General features: G+C 46.2%; 22 protein-coding genes. 6 read left to right on the plus strand and 16 right to left on the minus strand.

Annotated features, from left to right (window positions below; genetic code table 11):
* Positions 1 to 99: 99 nt before the first annotated feature.
* A complete protein-coding gene (locus PPG34_RS15280; RefSeq protein ID WP_313834307.1) occupies positions 100 to 735 on the minus strand; it encodes a superoxide dismutase in 636 nt (211 codons plus the stop codon).
* A gap of 331 nt (positions 736 to 1,066) precedes the next feature.
* Between PPG34_RS15280 and PPG34_RS15285 the strand changes: the two genes are divergently transcribed.
* Complete coding sequence (locus PPG34_RS15285) at positions 1,067 to 1,711, plus strand: response regulator (RefSeq protein WP_313834308.1); 645 nt, start codon at positions 1,067 to 1,069, stop codon at positions 1,709 to 1,711.
* Between the two features lie 31 nt (positions 1,712 to 1,742).
* Here the strand turns inward: PPG34_RS15285 and PPG34_RS15290 are convergent, their stop codons facing one another.
* On the minus strand, positions 1,743 to 2,108 hold the full coding sequence (locus PPG34_RS15290; protein WP_313834309.1) for a response regulator: 366 nt from the start codon (positions 2,106 to 2,108) through the stop codon (positions 1,743 to 1,745).
* A gap of 595 nt (positions 2,109 to 2,703) precedes the next feature.
* Between PPG34_RS15290 and PPG34_RS15295 the strand changes: the two genes are divergently transcribed.
* Positions 2,704 to 5,526, plus strand: a complete 2,823-nt coding sequence (locus tag PPG34_RS15295; RefSeq protein WP_313834310.1) for a PAS domain S-box protein — start codon at positions 2,704 to 2,706, stop codon at positions 5,524 to 5,526.
* 286 nt (positions 5,527 to 5,812) lie between these two features.
* Here the strand turns inward: PPG34_RS15295 and PPG34_RS15300 are convergent, their stop codons facing one another.
* From PPG34_RS15300 to PPG34_RS15315, 4 genes are all read right to left on the minus strand, one after another.
* Positions 5,813 to 6,472: a response regulator gene (locus PPG34_RS15300; protein WP_313834311.1), complete on the minus strand. Its 660-nt coding sequence runs from the start codon at positions 6,470 to 6,472 to the stop codon at positions 5,813 to 5,815.
* Positions 6,473 to 6,662: 190 nt separating this feature from the next.
* A complete protein-coding gene (locus PPG34_RS15305; protein ID WP_313834312.1) occupies positions 6,663 to 7,196 on the minus strand; it encodes a MauE/DoxX family redox-associated membrane protein in 534 nt (177 codons plus the stop codon).
* An 838-nt stretch (positions 7,197 to 8,034) separates the two neighbouring features.
* Positions 8,035 to 8,742: a hypothetical protein gene (locus PPG34_RS15310; RefSeq protein ID WP_313834313.1), complete on the minus strand. Its 708-nt coding sequence runs from the start codon at positions 8,740 to 8,742 to the stop codon at positions 8,035 to 8,037.
* A gap of 91 nt (positions 8,743 to 8,833) precedes the next feature.
* On the minus strand, positions 8,834 to 9,490 hold the full coding sequence (locus tag PPG34_RS15315; RefSeq protein WP_313834314.1) for a NirD/YgiW/YdeI family stress tolerance protein: 657 nt from the start codon (positions 9,488 to 9,490) through the stop codon (positions 8,834 to 8,836).
* A gap of 719 nt (positions 9,491 to 10,209) precedes the next feature.
* On the opposite strand from PPG34_RS15315, the gene PPG34_RS15320 reads away from it, so the two are divergent.
* The 3 genes from PPG34_RS15320 (at position 10,210) to PPG34_RS15330 (ending at position 13,789) form a co-directional block, all read left to right on the plus strand.
* Entirely contained in the window at positions 10,210 to 11,694 is a 1,485-nt protein-coding gene (locus tag PPG34_RS15320; RefSeq protein WP_313834315.1) for a BON domain-containing protein, read from the plus strand.
* A 61-nt stretch (positions 11,695 to 11,755) separates the two neighbouring features.
* The gene (locus PPG34_RS15325; RefSeq protein WP_313834316.1) at positions 11,756 to 13,258 is read left to right on the plus strand and encodes a BON domain-containing protein; all 1,503 of its coding nucleotides are present in this window, start codon (positions 11,756 to 11,758) and stop codon (positions 13,256 to 13,258) included.
* Between the two features lie 78 nt (positions 13,259 to 13,336).
* Positions 13,337 to 13,789, plus strand: coding sequence for a DUF5069 domain-containing protein (locus PPG34_RS15330; RefSeq protein ID WP_313834317.1), 453 nt, complete (start codon positions 13,337 to 13,339; stop codon positions 13,787 to 13,789).
* A gap of 292 nt (positions 13,790 to 14,081) precedes the next feature.
* On the opposite strand, the gene PPG34_RS15335 is transcribed toward PPG34_RS15330, so the two are convergent.
* The 5 genes from PPG34_RS15335 to PPG34_RS15355 all read right to left on the minus strand — a co-directional run bounded on the left by PPG34_RS15335 (position 14,082) and on the right by PPG34_RS15355 (position 19,218).
* Positions 14,082 to 15,047, minus strand: a complete 966-nt coding sequence (locus tag PPG34_RS15335; RefSeq protein WP_313834318.1) for a hypothetical protein — start codon at positions 15,045 to 15,047, stop codon at positions 14,082 to 14,084.
* A gap of 229 nt (positions 15,048 to 15,276) precedes the next feature.
* Positions 15,277 to 15,507: a hypothetical protein gene (locus PPG34_RS15340; protein WP_313834319.1), complete on the minus strand. Its 231-nt coding sequence runs from the start codon at positions 15,505 to 15,507 to the stop codon at positions 15,277 to 15,279.
* A 31-nt stretch (positions 15,508 to 15,538) separates the two neighbouring features.
* A complete protein-coding gene (locus PPG34_RS15345) occupies positions 15,539 to 16,081 on the minus strand; it encodes a DUF1269 domain-containing protein (protein WP_313834320.1) in 543 nt (180 codons plus the stop codon).
* A 129-nt stretch (positions 16,082 to 16,210) separates the two neighbouring features.
* Positions 16,211 to 17,728, minus strand: coding sequence for a BON domain-containing protein (locus tag PPG34_RS15350; RefSeq protein WP_313834321.1), 1,518 nt, complete (start codon positions 17,726 to 17,728; stop codon positions 16,211 to 16,213).
* Between the two features lie 227 nt (positions 17,729 to 17,955).
* On the minus strand, positions 17,956 to 19,218 hold the full coding sequence (locus PPG34_RS15355) for an NAD(P)/FAD-dependent oxidoreductase (protein ID WP_313834322.1): 1,263 nt from the start codon (positions 19,216 to 19,218) through the stop codon (positions 17,956 to 17,958).
* Between the two features lie 204 nt (positions 19,219 to 19,422).
* Here PPG34_RS15355 and PPG34_RS15360 point away from each other — a divergent pair, with 204 nt between their 5' ends.
* Positions 19,423 to 20,553, plus strand: coding sequence for an AI-2E family transporter (locus PPG34_RS15360; RefSeq protein WP_313834323.1), 1,131 nt, complete (start codon positions 19,423 to 19,425; stop codon positions 20,551 to 20,553).
* A 42-nt stretch (positions 20,554 to 20,595) separates the two neighbouring features.
* Here PPG34_RS15360 and PPG34_RS15365 read toward each other — a convergent pair whose 3' ends face one another.
* From PPG34_RS15365 to PPG34_RS15385, 5 genes are all read right to left on the minus strand, one after another.
* Entirely contained in the window at positions 20,596 to 20,967 is a 372-nt protein-coding gene (locus PPG34_RS15365; protein WP_313834324.1) for a hypothetical protein, read from the minus strand.
* Positions 20,968 to 21,138: 171 nt separating this feature from the next.
* Positions 21,139 to 22,041 (minus strand): nucleotidyltransferase domain-containing protein, encoded by a 903-nt coding sequence (locus PPG34_RS15370; RefSeq protein WP_313834325.1) that lies wholly within the window; start codon positions 22,039 to 22,041, stop codon positions 21,139 to 21,141.
* A gap of 23 nt (positions 22,042 to 22,064) precedes the next feature.
* A complete protein-coding gene (locus PPG34_RS15375; protein ID WP_313834326.1) occupies positions 22,065 to 22,865 on the minus strand; it encodes a metallophosphoesterase family protein in 801 nt (266 codons plus the stop codon).
* Positions 22,866 to 22,969: 104 nt separating this feature from the next.
* Entirely contained in the window at positions 22,970 to 23,401 is a 432-nt protein-coding gene (locus PPG34_RS15380) for a CBS domain-containing protein (RefSeq protein ID WP_313834327.1), read from the minus strand.
* A gap of 109 nt (positions 23,402 to 23,510) precedes the next feature.
* A complete protein-coding gene (locus tag PPG34_RS15385; RefSeq protein WP_313834328.1) occupies positions 23,511 to 23,864 on the minus strand; it encodes a BON domain-containing protein in 354 nt (117 codons plus the stop codon).
* Positions 23,865 to 24,084 lie beyond the last annotated feature (220 nt).

A 24,084-nucleotide genomic window follows, 5' to 3' on the forward strand; every position in this document is an offset into this window, starting at 1 on the left:
GCCTCTATGATTGTACCGACCATGGAGTCTGACCCTTATAGCTTGCCGTTATACCTCACATGTTTCGATCATGTAGCGTGATCGTCAGCAGGTGCCAGATTATGCCTCGACAAGGGATGACACGTTGGATTTCATCCGCTGTTCAACCGTATCCCAATCGATATTTGAGAAAAAGGCATCGATGTATTTCGGACGGTCTGCAAGAGCATAATCCCATATATAGGCATGCTCCCAGACATCAAGCACCAAGACCGGAATAAATCCCGAGACATTTCCGGTTTCATGGAGGGTAATCCAATGATTGGACAGCATCCCATTGGCCGGATTTTGGTAACAGACGGCCCATCCCACCCCACGCATCTTTGCAACTCCGGTAAAGTGGGTTTTCCATAATTGATAACTTCCAAAGCTAGCCGTGGCCGCTTCAAGAAAAACGGAAGACGGTGCGGGATCCCCGGTTTCATAGCGAGTCAAATTTCCAAAGTAATATTCATGGAGAATCATGCCGTTATATTCAAATCCGAGACGTCGGGTCAGTTCGGAATAGGCAGGCATTTCCTCTTGATCAATGGTTCCATCCTGAAGAAATGTAGCAAGCTGGTCGTTGAGCTTATTTGTCGCCTTGACGTATCCTTCATAGAGGGAGAAATGCTTTTCCAATGATTCATCGGAAATGCCATTCAGACCACTGAGATTGTACTCTTTGGCTTTGTAAGGATCAGCTGACAACATCATATAACCTCCCATTGTTTGAGTGTAGGTGAATGTGGAAAGCTGGCCACGGTCCTTTCCTAGATTAGGCTGTGAATCAGTAACATCCACCATGCAGTCTCATTCTAGATGATCGATACGTCTAAACAACTGGAAACATCCCTAGGGAGGGGATCTGACTAGCTCCTTCGCCTCAATGGCTTTCATCGTTCGGCGAGGAATTACTATTGAAAATCTCGCAGCCTGGAGACCGATTCCAATTTTTTGGTATTATTCATCCGAGATTCTACCTATTTGAACGGTTGGAGGGATGCAACGTTGATTCTCTTCGATGCCGATGAAAGGAGTAGCCCGCATGCCCCCCCCTCGCATCGTACTAGCAGACGATCATGTTCTCGTTGCTGAAGGCATTCAGCAATTACTGGCATCCGAGTTTGACCTTGTGGGGTTAGTGGGAGATGGACGGGCTCTCTTGGATATGATTCAGGAACTTCAACCAGACATTGCCTTAGTCGACATTTCGCTTCCGCTGCTCAATGGATTCGACGCGGTACGCCAAGTCAAGAAAATTTCACCAAACATCAAGATTGTTTTCTTGACCATGCATGATGACAAAACATTCGTTGAAGAAGCGTTCCGAGTCGGAGCCTGTGGATATATTCTCAAAGAATCTGCTATTTCAGAACTCGTGTTTGCACTACACGAAATCACCGCTGGACGTAACTATGTGACCCCATCTTTGGCACAGGAGCCGGCGACCCAAGCAGGCAAGGCCTCTTCCCCACAGCATGGTCTATCACCAGACTCCCTGACCCAACGTCAGCGGGAGATTCTCCAGCTTGTAGCGGAAGGACGGTCGAACAAGGAAATTTCCCAAATCCTGAGCATTGCTCTCAAAACCGTAGAATTTCATAAAACTCGTCTCATGCGATGCCTCCATGTGCAGACAACGGCCGAATTGACCAAATATGCCATCGCCCATGGTCTGGTGACTCTGTAGAATCCTAACCTTTTCTATATTGTTTCCTTTCTTACTTAATTTCCCCACGAATAGCACCACGCAAAGCCCTCAAAGACATGGGTTTCTCAAAGGTACGTATTGCCCCCAACACTTCAGCTATTTTGAGCGGGTTGGCTTTTCGTTGAGGTAATTCCGCAGACATGGCAAAAATTTTCGAATTAGGAAATTCACTGCGTAGTTCCGTGATCAATTCAAGCCCGCCTTTTTCTGGCATAAAAATATCGGTAATCACGAGGTCAGCGGGATTTTGACGATAGGCCACAAGTGCCTCCTGCCCGTTTGCGGCTTCCTCAACTTCGTGTCCTTCCTGTTGTAAATCCTTTCGCAAGACCTCTCGGACGTCAGGGTCATCATCGACAAGGAGAATTAACGCCATGAGTCAGCTGCTCCCGGACAAAAAAACGGAAAAACATGCGGCTCATCTAAATCTCGTGTAAAAGTGCCGAACATCGCTGAACCTACTTTGGTGAAATGAGACAGCGTGGTTCTCGTGTATAGATGAGCATTCGGACTTTCAATTAACGCATCGAATGTATTCACAAATTGTTGGCTGAGAGTTCTCAACAGAACAACCGATCCTGACTCGGAGGAAATCTAATGATCGCTCTAACCAATACATCGGCAACCAAATCCCTCACAATCAAAAAAAAGTGTTCCCAAGCACCCACGCGGGACTCCCATACTTTCCTCATACTGCCCTAGTCTCTTCAAAACAGTAATTTTCTTATAACGGCTTGGGGCTGCAAACCAAGCCGACCCTTCCGGACAACTGTATGCATTCAACTATACAGGGATTTTTTGCCATCCAAACTGGTCATAACCCTTGAGTCTAACTTTTATAGAACTAACCCACCGACACCTTGGAGCATACCCATTGTGTTGGTTAACACTTCTCATTTAGAATTCTAGATCCATGTGTTCCCAAAAATCATTTAACGTTTCGGTGACAGACTTCACTAACACTGGATTCTATGGAACTTAAGAACCAACAGAATCAAACCCGTGTAACTTCTAAGAGCACACCGCCTACAGTTTCATCTCAATCTCGCTTATCTGGTCTTTTTCAACAGCCGGTTGTGCTCTTCACCCTCTGCACCATCATGACCCTGGTGATTGCCTCTATTGATTGGTTGACTGAACTCGGCATCTCCATTGGGTTGTTTTACGCCGTTGTCGTATTTATAGCGGGCCGATTGCCGGATCCTCGAGCGCCACTGATTGCCGCAGGAGTAGGTACGACTTTGGTACTCGTTGGGCTATTCCTTTCGCCTTTTGCCGGAGAATGGTGGAAGGCTGTGGTTAATCGCGGATTTAGTATTTTAACGATTTGGATCACAGCCAAGTGGATTGGCCAACAAGCCCATGAGAAGCAAACTTTAGAATCCATCGTAGATGGAAGTCCAATCGGAAAACTCGTAGTCGATCAACAAGGAAACATCGCCCTGGTGAATACGCAAATTGAAGAACTGCTCGGATATAGTCGGGATGAATTGATTGGGCGACCAGTTGAAACGGTTCTGCCTGAGCCAATGAGAGCGTTATTTTCTTTTGACAAAAAAGAACGCGCTGATTCACTTCGCACCAAACCATTGGGGACCGGACGAAATGTCTACGCCTGGAATAAACATGGCGAGGAAGTACCAATCGACATCAGAATGACGCCCATTAACACCCCGAGTGGGAAAATGGTCCTTGCCTCCATTGTTGATATGTCTGAAAGGATAAAGCTCGAGACAATCTTGGCCGCACGCGTTCGCCAAGAGGCAGCAATCGCTGATTTCGGTCAGCGAGCCCTCATAGAGCGTAATATTGATGCCCTTATGAAGGGCCTGGTAACGCTCATTACTGAGACGCTTCAGGTGGAGTATTGTATGATTCTTGAATTGCAACCAAACAAGCAAACATTTTTTCTGCGAGCAGGAATGGGCTGGAATGAAGGTCTGGTTGGTCATGCCAGAGTGGCGGTGGATGCACGGACTCAAGCTGGATTTACATTAGCGAGTACAGGTCCAGTGATAGTCAATGATTTACGCACCGACAGCCGCTTTGACGGTCCAACTTTATTGCACGATCACGGGGTAAAGAGTGGGATTAGCTGCATCATTCCAGGAATGAGGGAACGCCCGTTTGGGGTCCTCGGGGTACATTCGACGCGATCGCTCGTGTTCTCTGACGATGAGGTCAATTTTTTACAAACCATAAGCACTATTCTCGCAAATGCAATTCAACGAAATCAGGCAGAACAAACGATCCAAGCAAGTCGCAAAAAATACGAAAGTTTGATTGAGCATCTTCCCGACGTGGTGTACTCGGCCTTATCGGATCAGACAGCCACTACGACATTCATCTCTCAGAGAGTAAAAGAATGGACAGGCCTCGACCCATCAGCGTTCTATGACAATCCTGAAAACTGGTCGAGTACGATCCACCCTGATGATCGCGAACGGACCTTGCAGACTTTTCGGTCGGCCATTGCGAATCGGGCAGAGTTTATATGTGAATATCGAATCCTGCATGAGGATTCTAAGCGCATTCGCCATGTGAAAGACCATGGGATGCCAATCATCAATGAGAAGAACGAACTCATTCGTTACGACGGCATCATGCGAGATATTACCGAGCAAAAAGAAGTCGAACAGGAATTGAAGCGGCTTACAACCAACCTCGAAGCGGACGTGGAAGAGCGAACACTGGAGGTGCGCCGATCCCACGAGAACCTACGAAGACTGGCGGCAGAATTGACGGTGACCGAACATCGTGAACGCCGCCGTCTTGCCACAGAACTGCACGACTATCTGGCCCAATTACTAGTCGTGTCCCGCATAAAGCTTGGACAGGCGACGACCTTGAAACCAAGCCCGGAAGTCGTGGAATTGCTTAAGAGTTCGGACCAGATGCTTGATGAATCGTTAATGTATACGCGGTCGCTCATCGCCGAGCTCAGTCCTCAAGTGCTGTATCAATTCGGACTGCCAAAAGCAGTGAGATGGCTAGGCGAACAAATGAAAAAATATGGCCTCACGGTTGAAATTCATGACACGGTGGAGTCTGTAGATTTTGACGATGATGTCGCCATTCTTTTGTATCAAACTGTGCGGGAATTGTTAATAAACGTGGCGAAGCATGCTGAGATCAAACATGCTACTGTGTCACTATCGAAAGGCCCCGGAGACCACCTAAACATCACCGTAGAGGATCACGGCAAGGGGTTTAAACTGAACACCATAGACAATTTGAAGAAATTCGGATTACTTAGCATTCGGGAACGGCTCGAGGCACTCCAGGGGTGTTTCGATCTTGACTCGCAACCGGGAAAAGGGACACGCGCCACTCTCATCGTGCCCTTGCACAAAAACCAATCAAAACCACTCATCCCTTCAGACATCAGAACTCCGGTCCAGAAGAATCACCTTCCTTCATCAGAAATCGTGAGAATTCTGTTGGTTGATGATATGGCCATGGTCCGAGAAGGTCTACGGAGTCTTCTACAGAATTATACCAACCTAAAAGTGGTGGCCGAAGCAGAAAATGGGCAAGAAGCCATTGAATTGGCTCGCGCCGTTCAACTTGATGTAATCGTCATGGACATTAATATGCCCAAGGTCAATGGCATCGATGCGACGCGGCACATTCTCAACGAAGCTCCTCACCTCAAAGTAATTGGGCTATCCATCAATGAAGATAAAGAGCAACGCGACCTCATGTTACAGGCAGGAGCCATGGAGCATCTAAAAAAAGACTGTCCTGCGGAAGAACTCTATCAGGCGATATGTCAAGCCTGCCAAAAAAAATAAAGGTAGAAATAAGACCACTGAAGCACGGTGGGGTAATGAAAGAAAAGAATGCACCAATCGGTGTATCCGCTCTCACAAAGGCATTGAATATACGTAATCAGAAACTTTGCACTTATCGAATCCGATGATAATGCCTCGGTCGAGGACAAAGCCTATGCGGTGCTGTTTAAACCGGACAGAGTTTGGATCCGTCACTCACCGAAGTATGCTCGAGACGCGGCTAGTGCATGAGCCACATGATGTTGATGCGTGGCAACCGGAAGTCGGAAAAATTCACTCGTGAATACTAAGAATTCAAAGAGGTGATTCCATGAGTGACGGCATACTTCGTGAGCTCGGCCGCTGTCTTCACACCTAAGGCCTGCATGATATTGCTTTTATGAAAGGCCACAGTACTAGCCGAAATCTTTAGGGTGGACCCAATTTCCTTTGCCGTGTACCCCTCAGCAATGAGTCCAAGAACCCTCCTCTGTTTTTGAGTCAATCGGCCGCTGAGTTCCTCAAGTGGTATGCCTTCGGTTTTCGCAAGAATGGTTTCTCTGACTTCTTCGGAAATCTGTGGAGACATATAGTAACGGCTCCTCGACACTTCTTGTATGGCGCGAACAAGTTCACTTCCCACGGATTGTTTCAGCACATAACCCATCGCACCCAACTGAAAGGCTTCTGTAATAATCGTTGGGTCTTCGTGCATCGTGACGAAAACAATTTTGACCAATGGCTGTTGAGCCTTCAATTCACGAGCGAATGCAAATCCGTCTCCATCAGGCATTTGCTTATCTAGCAACACAATATCCGGTTGCAGTTCCTGAGCTTTCCGTAGGAAGTCCCGTCCATTTGTGGACGTACCCACAACATCACATTCTGCGTCAAGAAGCTGTTGTAGTCCTTGTAATACCAGGACATGATCATCGACGATGAGTACCCGCGTATATTTCGTGGTCATATTTTAAATCCGCTCGAATGGTTCGTGCACAAAACTTAAACTTCCTCGACCAGATCATAGTGTATGTACACGGAATTGGTCTCTTCTGGATCTCGGAGATAGATATGTCTCGAATTCATGAATAGGATTGTCACGACAGGTACCCGCATTTGCACGCTTTCCCATGGTTTGATGAACGAATAGTTATCCGTCACATTATACCCGGAGTCAGGGTGAGCATCACAACTGCCATAACTCCCATGCCAACATCTTCTGTCAAGGTGACGGTCGATAATGGCACGTCAAGGACAGAGCCCATGCACGGACAATTGATATCCAGATCTTTTCGTAACGCGGACACCACACCCAGTGTACCGATGATCATGACAATGATTGTGACACTATAGGTCACGGCAGGCGCAAGAAACGAGAGAAAGCTTAATCCTAACCCCAGTTCGATGAATGGATAGATATACGCATAGGCTCGACTGTGCTTGGCAATTAAATCATACATTTGAAATCCATCAGCAAATGCTGAAAGGTTGAAGATTTTCAACATGGCGAAACAGCACAAAAAGAATCCCATAAAGTAATGCATCCACTGCAACCAGCCGCCCTGCACGTTCCAGGTAATTGCAGTACCGGCGGCCGCAGTGATCAAGATAAGGGAGAAAAGAGACCAGTAATCTTTGAGTTCTCCTCCCCGATTTTTCTCTCGTTTCTTGTGAGAGGGATTGTCAGACATGGAAAACTCTCATTCTTGTTCCAAAACAAATAATACATCAGGGAATACCATGTCCTGTCCTCCATTTTAAAACAATGCGCACCATCGTAGTCCACATTGTTAGGAGACTCGAACTTTAGCCCTTGTATATTCCGGTTACCCACTGTCCTCATTCTTATGGAGGCTTCCTGAAAACCTTCTTGTTGAAACCGAAGGGGCAGGTTGCACTAGCCTTCACGAGTTCTCAAGATTCTAAATTACGAGGAGAAAGCGGTGAAGTGAACTACCAAAAACCCTGGAAGGCATTGCACCTACCCTTGTAATTCCCGGACACATTCTTACGGGTTTTCCACGTAATCGATTCAATTATGGACCTTCCGACTTAACCACGAAACTTACTTTAATTCCTTAATGCAGGAGCAAAAGTTTGTCTCAATCCACAATGGAACTTTGGGGTACGATTTTTTTATTTTCCTAATTACCACCTACATGCGGAATAGGCGGAACCGGTTGTGGCGGAGGATCTGGAAGCGGCGGCTTTGGATTCGGAAGCGGGGGTTTAGGATGAGGAAACGGATCTGGGGATGGGTCAGGTTGAGGATTTGGAAGGCCGAGATTGGATGTAACAACCAACCGTTTCTCAACCCAGGCATTGCAGAATGGTTTTGCGAAACTTATTTTGCTACTCATCGGAAAATCCGTCGTCCCTCTCACACTGTTTTCCATATGACAGTCCCCCACATTCTAATCACCGAATCTTCCCGTGAAGGTACGGGCAGCCATTTCAATCAATTTTAACTTCAATGGCTGCCCATCCTCATGACTACTTCGCGAGACCTCCAGTAAAACAGACTCGACGTTACTTCATGTCAGATCGGGGTTGGGCACTGATTCCCTTTTCTCCCCGGTCTTTCATTAAGGCAATGGCATGACCATTAGGTAACACCTTAGCAATTACCTCATCTCCTTGCTCGACACTTCCGTCCACAAGCGTATCTTCCCCCACATGCACTCGTCGTGTGCGCCCATCCGAGTTTTCCAGGACAAAAATGTTTCCGTTTCTTTTTTGCAAAGTTCCTAACATCGTCTTAGCGAAACCTCCGCTTACAGAAGCAAATTGTTCCTTTTCTGCTTGAAAACGATCGAGTTCTTCAAAAAACTGAAGCTGTTCTTTGCTAAAGTTTCTCTTGGCATTTCTATATCGTTGGGCCGCTTTTTTGAAGCGTTGCTTGGCGTAACCAAAACGATCACGCGCGAAAGCCCGATTATCATAGTACAGCGTGTCATCTTCGGAAAAGACATCAGGTTCGTCCCTCTCTCTGTACCGGTCACGTGTGTAGGGGGGAAACTCATCCTCGCCCAGGTATCTTTCAATATCAATAGACCCATAGGGGTTTTGAGGAACAGAAGGGTGGTTTGCTACCGGCAAGTTTTGGGTAATTGCTCGCCCAGGATCCCAGTCGGCTCCTCTTACTTGGTTATTTTTCGGGGATTCTGCCATCGCATAAGACGTGAGCCCCAAACTCATTAATACCGCAATCGTACAAGTGGTTTTAACTTTTCGCATTGTGTCCTCCATGTTTCAGGTTCTGGTTAATCCATCGAAGGGCTAAAATGGTGAACTGCCCTCCATCCAGCTTCTAGATAAAGACCGGTTGTCATGAGCTCGACTTCTTTTTTTTATCCTTGGCAAGAGTTATGACAGAATCGGCCATCAGTTCTTTTTTTTCGAAAAGGTCATAGTCCATGTGGCCAAAAGCCTTCACACGGTCACCTTTGCGGATTTTCTGAAACCCCTGGTCGTCCATGGGATTGTACGGCATATTGATCGTGTCAATCTGAATCTTCCGCTTCCCCGTATCCAAGGTAAACTCTCGGCCATCCACTTCAGTCACCGTTCCTGTTAGGTCAAGCCACGACACCACAATAGGTGTGGGGTAAATTCCAAAGGCCAAATCCTCCTCATCCGCATCATTGGCGTAGAAAAATGTGTTCAGATTTTCAACATACACACTGCTCGCCTCAATGGAGGCGGTTTCAAACAGATCATCATCTATCCGGCCATAGACGGTCACTTTGTCGCCATCGAGCAAAGACTTGCCTTCGCCATACCAGTCCCAGTCATCCATCTCAACAATGATCTGTCCCTTGCCATAGTCGAGCATGAAACTGTGATCTTTCGCGGATGCTACCACTCCACTCACACTGACCCAGCTCCGATCTGGTTTGTTTCTAAGATTTTCCGCGCTTGCCGCACACGGCACCGCGAGAATTAAAATCAGCAATATCCACATATTCTTAAATGATTGGCGCATTATTGTTCCTCCTTTCATTTTAGAGCACCACTAGATAGAACGTGAGCTGGGATACTCATTTGGAGATCATTCATGAGTTCGGATTGTGCCACCCTTTCAATTCCCTGATGACTCATACCCAAAAACCTTCGCTCCGGAATATCAATGGGAATGATCGGGAGCCGAATCTTTAAATAATTTCTATATCAATACACCGATGAGTAAAACTGTAAATTTCCCTTGATCGTGTATCTTTTTGAAGTAAGCCACAAACCTTGAAGTCAACCAAAATCGCTACCGAACGACGAAAAAGATTGATCAAAGGGCATAGCACCTCAGAAAAGAGGTGATTGGGGAGAACACAGAGAAAAAGTTGACTTATTTTGTGTTTTTCCGAAGTCCTCGGTAGCGCATCTTTAACAGGAATTTTTCAGAATTGGCCATACCCCATATACCAGACAATTTTTCAATAGATTACTTTTTTTGTCTACTAGATGAAGGTTTCTAACTCACGATAGAATGAAAACAATGAAGAGACATTGACGGCTGGTCATATTTTTGCTTTGTAGATCTCTCGAACTTTTCAAATCTGACTGGTTGCTGATTCATTATTCGAAAAACAATTGGCTAAACCAAAGACATTTGAAATCCAGATCAAGCGGGCTCCGAATTAATTGTTGCTTCATGCATTGTAGCGAGGACCACAAACACAATTATTTCACCTTATAAGGAAATCCAAGATGAAATGTCCCCAAACCTATCAACAGAAGGCCATGCCACTCACATTGTTTAGCCTCTTGTTCCTGGGAGTATTCGCAATCACTGGGACAAACGTCATATTTGCAAATTCTCAAGACGACACCATCACCGATAAAGACATCACGATTGCGACCGAGTCCCGTTTTATTGTCGATAAGAGCGTTCCAGTTAATGCCATTGATGTTTCCACGAAAAATGGCATCGTCACGCTTACTGGCAAAGTCAACACGATTCTGGCAAAAGACCGGGCCACTCGAATTACGGAGAATATTCGTGGCGTACGAGCTATCGTCAATCGCATGAAAGTCGTCCCTCTTGTTCAAAAAGACGATCCGGCAATAGTACTAGATGTGGAAGCGGCATTGGCCAAAGATCCAGCGACGGATTCCTATGAGGTAACTGTCGCTAGTCATAATGGCACTGTCACTCTTCATGGGGTAGTTGATTCATGGCAGGAAAAACAACTCAGTGCGCAAGTTGCCAAATCAGTCAAAGGGGTCAAGGAAATTTCCAATCAACTGAAGATCAGGCCGGCAGCAATTCGCCGCGATTCAGAGATCAAAGCGGAAATTATGCGAATGCTTCAGGCGGACGTATTTCTCGATGATCAACTCATTGGTGTCATGATTCGGAATGGGCATGTGACACTGACTGGTGTCGTGGGAAGTTTGGCCGAAAAAAATAGCGCATTTACCGATGCGTGGGTGAGCGGTGTCATTTCAGTTAATACCGAACCACTGAAGGTCGAGTGGTGGGCCAAAGATAGAATGCGTCGGGAACCAGGTGATGTAATTCGTTCAAACGAAGGCATTAAACAGGCCATTGAGTTAGCATTATCGTATGATCCCCGCATCAATCAAAACAGCATAGAAGTTGATGTTAAAAATGGCATTGTCACCTTGCGAGGGATCCTGCGGAACGCCCAAAGCAAAAGCGCAGCCCAAATGGATGCAGAAAACACCGTCGGTGTGTTTTTAGTGAAAAACTTGATTAAAGTACGCCCTCCTGAGCAGCTATCCGATTCGGAACTGGAATCTCAGGTTCGCCAGGCTCTGGCCAACAATGCATTGGTCGATCGCTACGACATTAACGTGACGGGACGTCATGGCCAAATATTTCTTGACGGCTATATGGATTCCGTTTTTGAAATCTCGCAAGCCGTCAAGACAGCCGAGAAAGTTTCCGGTGTTGTGGAAGTCATCAATCAATTAATCTACACCCCTCACCATCAGCACAAGAGTGATGAGGCTTTATGGCAAGAACTTAGGCAGGCTTTTTGGTGGGACCCTCATCTTTATGATCAAGATATTCGGGTTTCCATTGAGGATGGACATGTAACATTGACCGGTACCGTACCCACGGTCCATGCCTCAAAAAAAGCCATTCAAATTTCCAAAGATACCGGAGCGAAAAAAGTAACAAGTCGGTTACGTATCCAACATGCGCCAGACTTTTTTCCGGCCTAACGTAACAAATGGGCTTGTATAATAAGTTGATTCGTACGATTGGGCAAAAGGAAGAATGACCATGCGAACGTTTTACCCTCCCTATCACCAACACGAACCTATTCTAGCTTGGGGCAGAAAGAACAAATATCGCCTCTCTCGGCTGCTACCGATTTTTCTCGCTGCATGGGTCTGCATCATTTGTCAGGCCAGTGTCGTGAGTGGCAATCAGTCTTCTGACATTGCCGATCAGGATATCATGTTTGCGATCGAGGAACGATTGTCGAAAGATGAGGGAGTAGCAGCCCATCACATTGATGTCATCGTTAAAAATGGTATCGTGATGGCAACAGGAACGGTTGACAACCTACTTGCAAAAGAACGTATCACCCAACTCGCTTCAACCTTCAAGGGTGTCCGTGCAGTCGTCAATCGAATACAGGTAGCTCCGAGGCGCTCAAGCACAGACTCGGAAATCAAGGATCACGTTGAGCAGGCACTGCTAGATAACCCTGCCACAGAATTGCTCGATCTTCATGTATCCGTGCAAGACGGAATTGTCACACTTCAAGGAACCGTCCAGTCATGGCAGGAACAGCAACTGTCACTTACGGTGGCCAAAGGGGTTCAAGGAGTTCGGGATACCATAGAACGTGTCCAACTTGCCACAATACCAAACCGGTCAGATCGGGCTCTCACCCATGAAATTGCTCAGCGATTGAGATATGACGTGTGGATTCCGCATGATTCGATCAATGTCCACGTTCGCAATGGAAAAGCAACCCTTTCGGGTGTGGTCCACAGTGTAGAAGAAAAAAATCGTGCTGGGAGGTTGGCTTGGGTTTTTGGTATTACCTCTGTCAATACGGATGGACTGCAAGTCAATTGGGAGAAGCAAGATCCTATGCAGAAATCCGGTCTGACTCAGGTCCCTGACGATGATATTCGTCAAGCCATTGACCAGGCATTGACTTACGACCCTCGGTTGTCATCCTCAAACATTGAAATAGAGGTCAACCATGGCACGATTACCTTGACTGGGATCGTCTCAAACCTTGCCGCCAAGGCCGTTGCCGAACACAATGCCAAGAATACGGTCGGCGTGTATCGGGTGATGAATTTTTTGAAGGTACGCCCTTCACCGCCAGCGACTGATGCTTCCATTGAAAATCAAGTCAAGGCGGCAATGCAGCGTGATCCTTTTTTAAATCAAGAAGCTCTCGACGTGTCTGTCCATGAAGGGCGAGTCTACCTTGAAGGGAAAGTCCCGACGACCTTTCGGAAATCCCGAGCAGAATTCTTAGCCTCTCGCGTGAAAGGTGTGGTCGAGGTGATAAATCGGGTTCATCATCCGTTTCGATGGTTATGGAAATCGGATTGGGAGATTAAACGAGACATCCGCAATGCCTTACAGTGGGATTCTCACCTCGCCCCTGCCAGCATCCAGGTACATGTTGAAAACGGTCAAGTGACATTGCGAGGTACCGTGCAGAATAAGGAGCAATCCCAATTGGCCAAACACATAGCCTTAGAAATGGGCGCTCGTTCTGTAAGAAATAAATTAGAAACGCCGCCTTTACATTGAACGCCTATGTTTACTGAGATGCCACGATCTTTTCTTGACCATTGTTCCGACCAGGAACCATAGAGAAGGAGACAGAGTATGGATGCCACCAAACTCGATACTATCACAAAGGATTTAACAAAAGACTTTCCGAGAAGCCCAAGGGAAAAATTGGGTGATTATGTCATTGCAGGACGAACTTTAGACAAATGCCGAGCCGTGTTACTTGGCAAAGAAGGTGAATATAAATTTAACTGTCCTTTGGATAGGGAATTTTTCGACTTTAGTAAAATCAATGCCAACCAATTTAAAGAATGTGTAGCTTCAGGCGCCACGGACCATGAAGTGGCCGCATGGATCCATGAACATGCCACCGATCGTCCCAGAGTGGAAATCGTAAAATGGAACAATCGGTTGCGCGGCATGCGCATTTCTGAATTACCAGACGATGCCCAGGAGTTCCTGGAAGATTATATTGAAAACTACATTCCAAAGGGACGTCAATTTTACAGTTGGTTCGATGTTTATGATTTGGAAGAACAGCGGTTGTAAGGAATAAAAGCCTATGAAGGCTGTGAGAATTTTATTTTCACAGCCTTCATAGGAAACACCATGATTGACTAATATAATTCCGTCAGCAGATTTGCACGACTACTAAGTCTACCTCCGGTTCCTGGGAGACCTTCTCCAGAAGGAACTTCCGTTGGATATTTTACTGAGCCCACAACATTTAAGGGTCATTGTGAGCGCACGCATTGGATTTCTTATTACGTATATATTTCTACTTAATGAAAACAGTCCGATTAATGCGGCGCCAGGGAAATATATTTCTTGTTACAGGAATTTATTTCACCAGATCCAACACAAAATTTTGTGAACGCTTGTGTTTTCCGTCTATGGAGACATGATTTCCATAGGGACGCACCTGAAAATGGGTCAACGGTTGCAACTCATCCGCCAGACCATTCATTTGACTTTCGCATAAAGATTTAAAGCAGCCTTGGCACATCGCCAAGTGCCACAGCCGGTATTCCTGATCGTAATTATTAGCATACAGGTCCAACCAGGCTTCTTTGTCCCGACAGAGATAGTGAGATGGCTCACTTTTTCGATAGTAGGGTTGGATACGATCCAAGATGTGACACACAGTATTATTGACCGTTCTCCAGTCCTGATCCACATCTTTTTCCAACTCCAACAACACCTGCTCTGATAGTCCACCGACTATCATGGTTTGCTGCCATCCCCCTTTTCTCCATCGCGCATAGTTCTTGAAAATACGGGCCTGCTGGTCTTCCGGGATAGCCAGAACCTTCATCACATGTGAAGGGGTCATACTATAGAGATGCCAAAATAAGGTCACCAAGCCATCGCGACTCACCACAGCTCGAGAAATTAGAGCATCTAGATACTGTCCGAGAGGCGTTGACAGGGTGGGCCAATCCGGAGATATGAGGTCCAATTGACTAAAGGATTGAGCAATGAAACTGTCTAGGAGCAACACCGGTCGCATAGGGAGTTTTGTTCGCGCGTAATCGATGAATCGTTCAGTCAGTTCATAACCTAAACGTAGCGCGAGTTTTTCATACGCCACCGTATTATCCCATCTTTTGGTTTCTTTAAGCCGATGAATCACATATTGTGTGGCGTGTTCAAGAAGATCTTGGGATGATGTTTTGAGAAATCGATCATAACTGGCCTCATCAGGTATAATGGTGGCCACTGTCAGTCGATCCACATGTTGGTGTTCCTGAGCAGATAGCATAACCGCATCAAAGTCATTGTTTGGAAGGGAAATTCCAGCGTTCATTTTCGTTCCTTTCTTCTTGTGTCAAACGTACGCCAAGTTCTTAAGCACACCTTAGCAGGCCGCATTTGACTTCTGAACTGGAAAGAACCCTGGGTTTGTATTGATTGATAATTAAATGCAGAATTTATGAAGCGTGGAAGAGAGGAGTGGAATGGATTACCCGTCTTGAATTTAGAGTGGCATTCACACCCCGTTTCAGCGACAGAGAGCCATTCTGATTTGGCCCAAGTCAGGACGAAGTGTCGACCCTCTCTTTTTCTTTTGTGTCCGGTGGGTCGCCAATTGGAGGAATATCCTTAGGCGGGGGACCGTCGGGCATTGGTGGTTCCCGAACCGGCGGATCGTCGGTCAGAGGATCGGGAGGTTTTCGTTTGGGGGAATCTTGAGAACTTTGTTCTTGGTTTCGCCAAAATTTATTCACTTCGACCTCGCTATCTTTTTTGTTTTTATTATTGAGCATCCATGCCTTGATTTTATCCCTAAGCGTTTATTTAGGCCTTCACCTCTCGCAGGGCATCCGATTTCGCTTGAAGTAATTCCTTTAATTTGGCTTCGTCGTCAATCGACAAAGAGGTATGTAAAACCTTGCCCTCAAGATCAAGGCTCTGCAACTCCTCAACGACTTTGTCAGGCGTAATATCCTTAATCAACAAAAACAAGGCCGACGAGCTTGGTTGGATCGTTTGACCCAATTGTTTGATAAAATCATCATCAATTCCAATATCGGACAACCACCCTGCCGTTCCACCAAGGGCGGCACCCGTCACGCTTCCCGCGGCAAGGCCGACCAAGGGATTAAAAAAGAGCAACCCTAAGAGCAATCCCCACAGTGTTCCAAAAAAGGTCCCTTCAATTGCTCCGCTCGCGACCAGGTTATACTGCTGATTGACTGCTATTTTGCCTTCCTTATTTCGAACGACTACGACCGCATCCTCAAGGCTCACGAGATACTTTTTTTCCAATTCAACCAATTTCTGGCGAACCTCATGTGCTTTGGTTTCACTTAAAAAACTGACAACGACTAAATTCCTCATTCTTCGTTCCTTTCATGGTTTCGTCAATATTTTTAAGCTCTTCTATTTAAGCCCTTGCACATTCAACTTCATATGATCAGACTGTCCTCACCGACCCTCTCTCACGCACTCAAAGACTGGGGTTTCGTTTTATGGATTGGGCTTGGGCGGCGGCCAGTCAAAATCCAAGTATTTTCTAACAGTCAATTGACTTTCGACCAATCTCGCTCCTCCCTCTTTCGCATTCTCTAGGGCGGCCTCATACTCAAACCAACTATTCACCGTCCCTCTTAACGTCGCAATGCCGTGTTCAACAGTCACGGTGATATCATCGCTGTCAACGAAGGGACTCCACCACAATTCATCTTCGATGTCTTGTTGAATCACGGCATCTGGTGTCCATTCCCAGGAATCCGGGATTACTAGATTGTTTTTCACCTCCAAAACGCCTTTCACGCGAGCCGCCAGATGCTCCGCTAATCGTCGTTCATAATACGAGCCCACGGTTCCCCTCAAAGTAACTTTGCCATCATGCACCAAAGGATCAATCGTAAAAGGCTCAAGATCCGGATCGATGGCAATCAACGTCTCAATTCTCCTTTTGATTTCTTCATCATCGGGATATTCTGGGAGCCTGACTTTTAAATAGTTGTTTACCCATAAGACTCCCCTAGTATGCCTGGCTGTTTCTTGTGCGGAGTGTTTTGCGTTGAGGTTATCAACCGTCCCCTGTAATGTGACAACTCCATCTTCAACTGCGATGTCAATCGAAAACCAAAACACCCGAGGATCATAAGCCAAGGCAAGCTGGACATGTTCTTTAATGGTGTCGTCTGACAACATATCAAAGGTTTTTGTCCGACGCATGTTACCTTTGGCCCACCATTTGACAAACAGTTGGCTATCATCGACGCTCTTCACACCCATCACGTATGCGTTATTCCGAGCTCGGCGTTTTTCTGAAGCGCTGCCCACCACACCAGATAACCACACACGTCCGTCACGAACTGACACATCAAGACCATCCGCATTGATCCACACATCCGTCTGTAATCGTTTTTGAATCTCATCCGCGATTTGTCCGTCGCTCCGCTTCCCCTCGTAGGAAACCTCGATGTTATTGACAACCTCATGGACACCTCGAGCTCCCGAGGCAATCTTTTCTGCCAGGTTTCCTGCCGCCCATGAATTGACGGATCCAGACAGGGTTGCTGTCTTGTTTTGAACCTGAACTTCGAGATCGTATTTTTCAGTTGCAGGATCGTGAGAGAGAACCTCTTCAACATTTTGACGAATGTGCTCATCAGACAAGCCAAGATTTTTTATCGTCACGGTATTGACCACCGCTTGAACACCACGGATGGTTTCAGCCACGGAGGTCGCTCGCATTTTTCCTCGTAAATGAGGGGCTTTCCCGCTCAGAGCGACAACCCCCTTTTTGGTCGTAACGTCAATGAGATGACCTGGGACACTCGGATCAACTGAAAACGCCTTTTCTACCGCTTTGGTGATTTTATTATCATCCAACTGCTCCATTCTCTCGGCGAGCGCATTATTGACTGGGACTTGACACATCACGACAGCAAGTGCGATCAGTAGAATCCGTAATGTAGGATGAAATTTTATTTGTGTCCTCGGTTTTTTCATTGCTTTGAATTCATGGGTCATTTGCTTCTCCTTACCTAGAACCCCTCGATCATATGAGATTTCCAATGATTAATTCTTTACCAATACCATTACCAAAAGTGGCAGCCAAGACAAAATAGACAAAATCAATAGATAATGGAGTCGGATGTCCAATCATGGATAACATATAATCAAACATAATGAGGGTGCGGTTGCGCGCCGATTCTTTGCCGACGTCAGGCACACCCTTGAGTTGTTGGCTCCAGATTCTACGTCTTGTCTTTTTTCTTGGGTTGGAAATCTATATCTATTAAACGCTCGCTCGACTTATAGGTGAGATAGAACCAGATCCACTCCATGATGACTCTAATTTTGTCAAACCCAATGAGAAATGAGACATGAACCACACTCCAAAGCAACCAAGCTGGCAGACCAGATACGTTCCACCCTTTAATATTCGCCACGGCCCTGGCTTTTCCAATAGTGGCCATTTGCCCTCTGTCCTTATAGTGGAATGGCACCCTTGATCGGGGAGACGGATTGTGCCGAATAAGATGAGCCACGTACCGGCCTTGTTGCATGGCCACGGCTGCAAGTCCTGGTAAGGGATCTCCGTTTTCATCCAAACAGCATGCAGCATCGCCAATGACAAAGATTGAAGGGTACTTGGGTATGGAGAGATCCTGACCAACGCTGATTCTCCCCTCAGGATCCAAATCCATGTTCAACGTTCTAAGTAAGGGCGACGCCTCATTCCCTGCAGCCCAAATGACATTGGCTGTTGGGATGAATTCATCATTACACTGCACACCGTGTTCAGAAATGTCTGTAACTACACAATTGAGTTTGACTGTCACATCCAGATGTTCTAGATCTTTTTTTGCATGTTCTGAAAGCTGAGCAGGGAACCCCTTGAGTAATCGAGACTCTTTCTGAACCAAAATGATCTTAATGGTGTGGTCACGGAGTAGCGGAAAGTCTGGTCGAATCGTATTCCGCGCGATTTCGGCAAGTGCGCCAGCGAATTCAACACCTGTTGGTCCACCACCCACAATGACAAAAGTCAGATAACGTTGGGCTTCGCAATGAGGAAGCAGACGCTCAGCCCGCTCAAACGAATGCAGGATGTGGTCGCGAATCCCAAGAGCATCGTGTAAATTTTTCAGGCTCCAGACATGATGACGCCATTCTTCATGACCGAAAAACGACGGTCGAGATCCCGGTGCCAGAACCAGAAAATCAAATGAGAGTGTCTCATTGATAAGCTGGACAACCTGTTGCTGACAATCAACCGCCTCAACCCGATCTAATATGAATCGAATATTGGATTGAGTACGAAAAATTTCGCGGAAAGGCGTGGCAATATCCCCACGTGAAAGCGAGGCGATGGCAACCTGATACAGTAATGGCTGAAACAAATGATGATTCGTTTTATCGATGAGAACAATCTCGACATCCGCGTTTTTTAATCCGCGTGCAACGGCCAGGCCTCCAAACCCTCCTCCAACAATCACAACTTTGGGCCTACGCATGAGCTCGTTCATCTCCTTTTGATAATTGACGAAAAAGCATGAGTTTCACCTACCAAAAGTGTGGGGCCGCCAGAGGATAAACAATGCGGTAGAGCGAGTGTGGCATTGCATGATAGGATTGTCAGTAGACATAATCCTCTGGAGAAGATGGAATATTGTCTATATGACCTATGCAGTCATTCCTGCTAATGTCCGCTAAAGAATATGTCTCAACCTTCCCATCCTTCACCGGCAGACCGGCACCTTTGGCAAATTGCGTTTATTCGGGATTTGTTGTGGTTAAGCTTGATCTTGCTTTTGCTTTGGCTTGGCTACTATCTTCGAAGCATATTTGTGCCAGTCCTGATTGGTGCGGTGTTCGCCTATTTGTTTACGCCCCTTATTACCTTTGCCAATCAACAATGGAAATGGCCTCGCCCGTTTACCACCCTTTTGCTCGTCATCTTTCTCCTTCTCCTCATTGGGGGTGGCATGATTATTCTCGGTCCCATCATTGTTGATCAGGCCGTCACCCTCACAAGTAAGCTGCCCGATTATGCCAATTGGCTGGCTGACCGCTACGGCCTTCAGCACGACACCTTAATGAGTCAGTTACAGCAACTCGCCGTCCATGTTCAGGAAAACCCATTCGAGACCTTTCAATCAGTATTTAGCGGGACAAGTCGAGCATTCGATTTTATGGGAAGTCTTATCGGGACCGCGACCTATATACTGATTTCGTTTGCCCTCATCCCTATCTATTTCTTTTTCTTTGCATGGCAATTTCCGACAATTCTTGCTTCCCTTCAGGAATATATTCCTGCTCGTTATATGAGAAGGACCAAGAACATTGCCGCTCAAATGGATGAAGCTGTCGGCAGTTTTTTTCGTGGCCGGTTGCTCATTGCACTCATTATGGCCATTATGTTTTCTGTGGGGTGGTACCTGGCCGACGTGCCCTATTGGTTTTTGCTCGGAGTCGGAACAGGGGTGTTGAGCCTCATTCCCTATGCTGCGACATTCGGTTGGCCCATTGCTGTGCTCGTGAAATACTTGGACATGACCACCACTCAAGGGCTTTCATCGGTCGATTGGATGGCTGTAGCCTTTTGGCCAAGTCTGGTGTATGCCGTAGTACAAATCCTTGAAGGGTGGGTCTTGACTCCCTGGATTCAAAGTCAGTCGACCGACTTACATGCAGTAACCATTCTTCTTGTCGTGCTCATTGGAGGTGCCGTTGCAGGAGTATACGGCCTTATTCTGGCTATTCCATTAACCGCATGTTTAAAAATTCTGACGAAAGAAATGGTTTTGCCAAAAATGAAAGGAATGGCAGACAAATCCTCACCTGGCTAGGGTCGACATTCTTCAAACATTCTCATCAGGTTGGTAAAATTTTTATTCGTTACCAATCTGGAGTCGACTTTTGAGCCAATCCCATTCCAACTTTTCTGGGTGCGCAATATAGTCATCTGAATTTTGCACGACCGTTTCGATATAGCTCTCCCGTAAATTCCACTCATGTTCCGCCTCTTCCTCATCATATGACACAACATCAATTGTCCCATCGTTGAATCGAACGGTATAGGCATCAACCGGTTGGTTCAAGTCATCGACATAAATCTTGGCGATAACATTTTTTCCTCCAAGCACTTTATTTCCCAATTCTATAATTTGCTTGTAGGGAAGACCGTCTTTGTGGCGACGAAGCGCAAGATTGCACGTATTGATATATTTAATGAAAAATGTCCGCGTTTCCTGAGAATTCATGTTGTAGGGCCATCCAAAGCGCACCAACAAACAACACCGGACCTGCAAATCGTAAATCGTTGGTGGGTGGGATTGTGTCTTGGTGTGACGTCTGACTCATGAAAAACCTCTCACGACGGTTCGCAATGATGAGTTTGCGAATCGTCTCACCTGCAAAGTGATTAGGGCAAATCAGGATTTGACCCACCACTGAGAATTGAGCAGGGTTTCATGGTGCATGGTTTCAGTGAATTCCTCAATATGTTTTTGGTTAAGGTTTCCAAGTGGCATTAGGCGAGCGTCCTTGTACCCCCATGACTGAATCGGAACCATGAACTGGTTCCATGAGATGAGAGGACCACGACAGAGTCGTTTTTCGATGCTGGACGGTGGGGTCATGAGTCTTTGTTCCAGTCGTTTCATAAGTGTTTGCCATACCCATTGCGGAACCTTGTGTCTTTCCTCTGGATACACAAATGCAAATAGTTGCAAATGAGAGAACAAGACTTCCCAGTAGGTACCAAATCGTCTTATTAAACGTTGCCAGTCAATCTGCTTCCAGCAGGCATGAATGAGGTGAATGATATCAGTTCCGTCATAGCGTTCCCGCTCCATTACAAAGGCTTTGGTCCAAATCATTTCTTCTGGAGGAACAAGTTCAACCACGTGTTCATCAAGTTTCCAATGTGACGCATGAATGAACCAATCCTCGTCAACATCACACAGACCATTCCCTGAGGAAAAGATGACATCGACAAAAAACTCTCCAAGACGAACCTTTCCCAACCAGTGGGGAAACGTTCTTTCTGTTTCATATCCAGCTTGTGACAACGCAGCCATGATGCCCCCGAACTCCTCTGGTGTCACAAATAAATCGATATCCTTAGTTGTGCGAGCTATTTCGGTGTAGGCAGCTAATGCATAGGAACCACCGATAAGAAAACGCGACCCCGAACGGCGTAATGCCTCAAGAATGTGAAGATAAAAATGGCGAAAGGATGCAATGGAACTCAGTTCCGGCACTGTCTGGGCTGTTTCTTGTGGCGGCAAGATTCCGCTTGATGATCTCGAATGATGTGTACGTGACATCGCCATAGATGAACCTTTATCGACTTTTTTCAGCTCGGGCTATTGACGGTTAAAGCGTAGAATGCTACCGGCGTCTGAAATCTCTTGGCCTTTTGCAAAAGAGGCAGGGCGACATTGAACACCGGAATCTTATTCTTCGTCATCCCCTTCGGCTGGCCATGATGAGCATGTCCATGAAACACCACCTCGACAGGATAGCGGAGAAGCACGTTTTCCAGATAACTAGATCCCAGAAAAGGAATGATGGCTTCTGGCTCACCTTCAACCGTTCCACGAATTGGGGAATAATGAAGTATTGCCACGCGGTGATGATTGGTCGATTGTTTAAGAGATGATTCAAGTTTCTCCGCTTCGAGTTTAGCCATGGCCACAAATTCCTTAATCAATGGTTCTCCCCATGGCTGCAAGGCCAAGTCATCAAATCCGCCAGCGAATCCCTTTGTACCAACAAAATCAATTCCACATGCTGTATGCACGCCCCCATCCAGAATAATTACCCCTGATTGCCGTAGAACCTGAGTGATGATGTTTGCCTCTCCCATTTCATAATCATGGTTGCCGAGAACTCCAATCGTCGGACATCGCAATGGAGCGAGTAATTCAGCCAGGATGGCGGCTTCTGATGGATGACCTTCATGGGTTAAATCCCCACACAACAACAATACATCCGCTTTAGCGTCAATTTCCTGCAGCATGGCTTTCAGATACGATGGATCGACATACGGACAATGCACATCTCCGACTGCAGCTATGTTGACAACATTGCTGTTGGGGCAGATAGCCCTCCCCCCTTTTTGTTCTGAGTGCCTGAATGTTGTATCGAGACTCAATAGGTGTTCCTCATGGTTGACTTGGTCTGATTCATCCAGAATCGGATTGTATGACCTTATTCAAGGTGAAGTGACGATATTCTTTGGGCTTTACACGGTCAACGCTAATGCGTTTCTACACCTAATCCTGCTCCAGACATCGCTCGAATAAGGTCATGCCGAGTAATGGATTTAATAACACGTTCATCTTCTACAACAGGAACAATCGGCATATGCTCCGATTGAAGAATCTTAAGGGCATCAGATATCGGAGTCGAGTCTGTGACGTGAATGGGCTTCTCTTTTTTCATCAAATCCTTTGCTTTCATTTGCGTGAGGTCTTTACCCTCTTGAAGAGCCTTCAAAATTTCCAACTCTCCAACAACACCTTCCAAGTATCCGTCGGTATCAACGACCGGAACAACAGCGATATGGTTTGTCAATATCTCCATGGCAATCGATTCTCCATCGACTTGAGAATCGAATTGTAACGTATGAGTAGCAACGATATCTCCAACTGACTTATATCCTTCAGGTGGCACACCAGCAGTATTCATAAGATCTCCTTTCTTCTCGGCTGAAATAAATTTTTCGGGATACCTCACAATCCATAGTTGATTCCGAATGAATGCCGAGCAACATGAATTGGTAACATGACACTTCCCCTTAGCGTATTCGAATATCATTTTTGACTGTTTCTACGCCAAGTTGGTTACGAGCGATAATTTCGGCTTGTTCAACCTGAAGTCGACTCTCAACCAGCCCGGATAATTGGACATGTCCATCTTTAACGCTCACCGTGATGGCATGTCCTGCAACATGAGGGCTTTGCCGAAGATCATCCATTATTTTAATCTCAAGAACTTGTTCCTTTTTTGTCAGGTCCGTGTTGCCTGCTTTTGGCTGAAGACTCGCACACCCCAATTCGAAGCAGACGATGAGCAGGCTGTAAGTCATGATTAACATCGTCGTTTTCATCCGTCCTTTGTACTTTTGGTTGCGCATGCGGTCACATTTCATGTGAGCACCTATCGTCAGGGAGCATAACGGGCTTCATTTCACTACAATTACCAGTTTCATACTTATCTCATACGCCATTTTGGTTTTTGTGTGAACTGTAGAAAACCCCTGATTTGGGGAAATCCATGATGCAAAAGCAAGGGATCTCGCTAGTTACAAGGAAATGTATATTGGGTACATTGGGAGGATTTTTGTCCTAATCTGGATAAGGGACGAACTT

It is taken from the genome of Candidatus Nitronereus thalassa (assembly GCF_032191465.1).
Classification (GTDB): domain Bacteria; phylum Nitrospirota; class Nitrospiria; order Nitrospirales; family UBA8639; genus Nitronereus; species Nitronereus thalassa.